Below are 227 nucleotides of genomic sequence, written 5' to 3'. Positions count from 1 at the left end.
ATCGTTTCCACGCTTTCGTCCAGGTTGGCAAACCGGATCGAATTGATATGGTTTTTGTCCACGGACACCTCCACTTCCAGAGGTGTATTATTGAGTGTCATGCTGGCAGTGTAGATTCCGGGCTTATAGTCTTTGGATGTCTGCTTTCCTTTTGTATGTCCGGGCAGGAACATAAAGAGCAGAAGCAGGATGAGGAGGATCCCAAGGGCGGCAAAAATGGCGGTGTA

The 227-nt window shown here is 48.9% G+C and carries 1 pseudogene; it reads right to left on the bottom strand.

The features are described 5' to 3' along the window. Positions 1-227, bottom strand: a pseudogene (locus HJY11_RS13870) (hypothetical protein); the annotation flags it as partial.

The organism is Bittarella massiliensis (ex Durand et al. 2017) (assembly GCF_017566145.1).
GTDB lineage: Bacteria > Bacillota > Clostridia > Oscillospirales > Ruminococcaceae > Bittarella > Bittarella massiliensis_A.
Note: the sequence above shows the minus strand (reverse complement) of the source record. Positions and strands in the feature narration are given on the sequence as shown.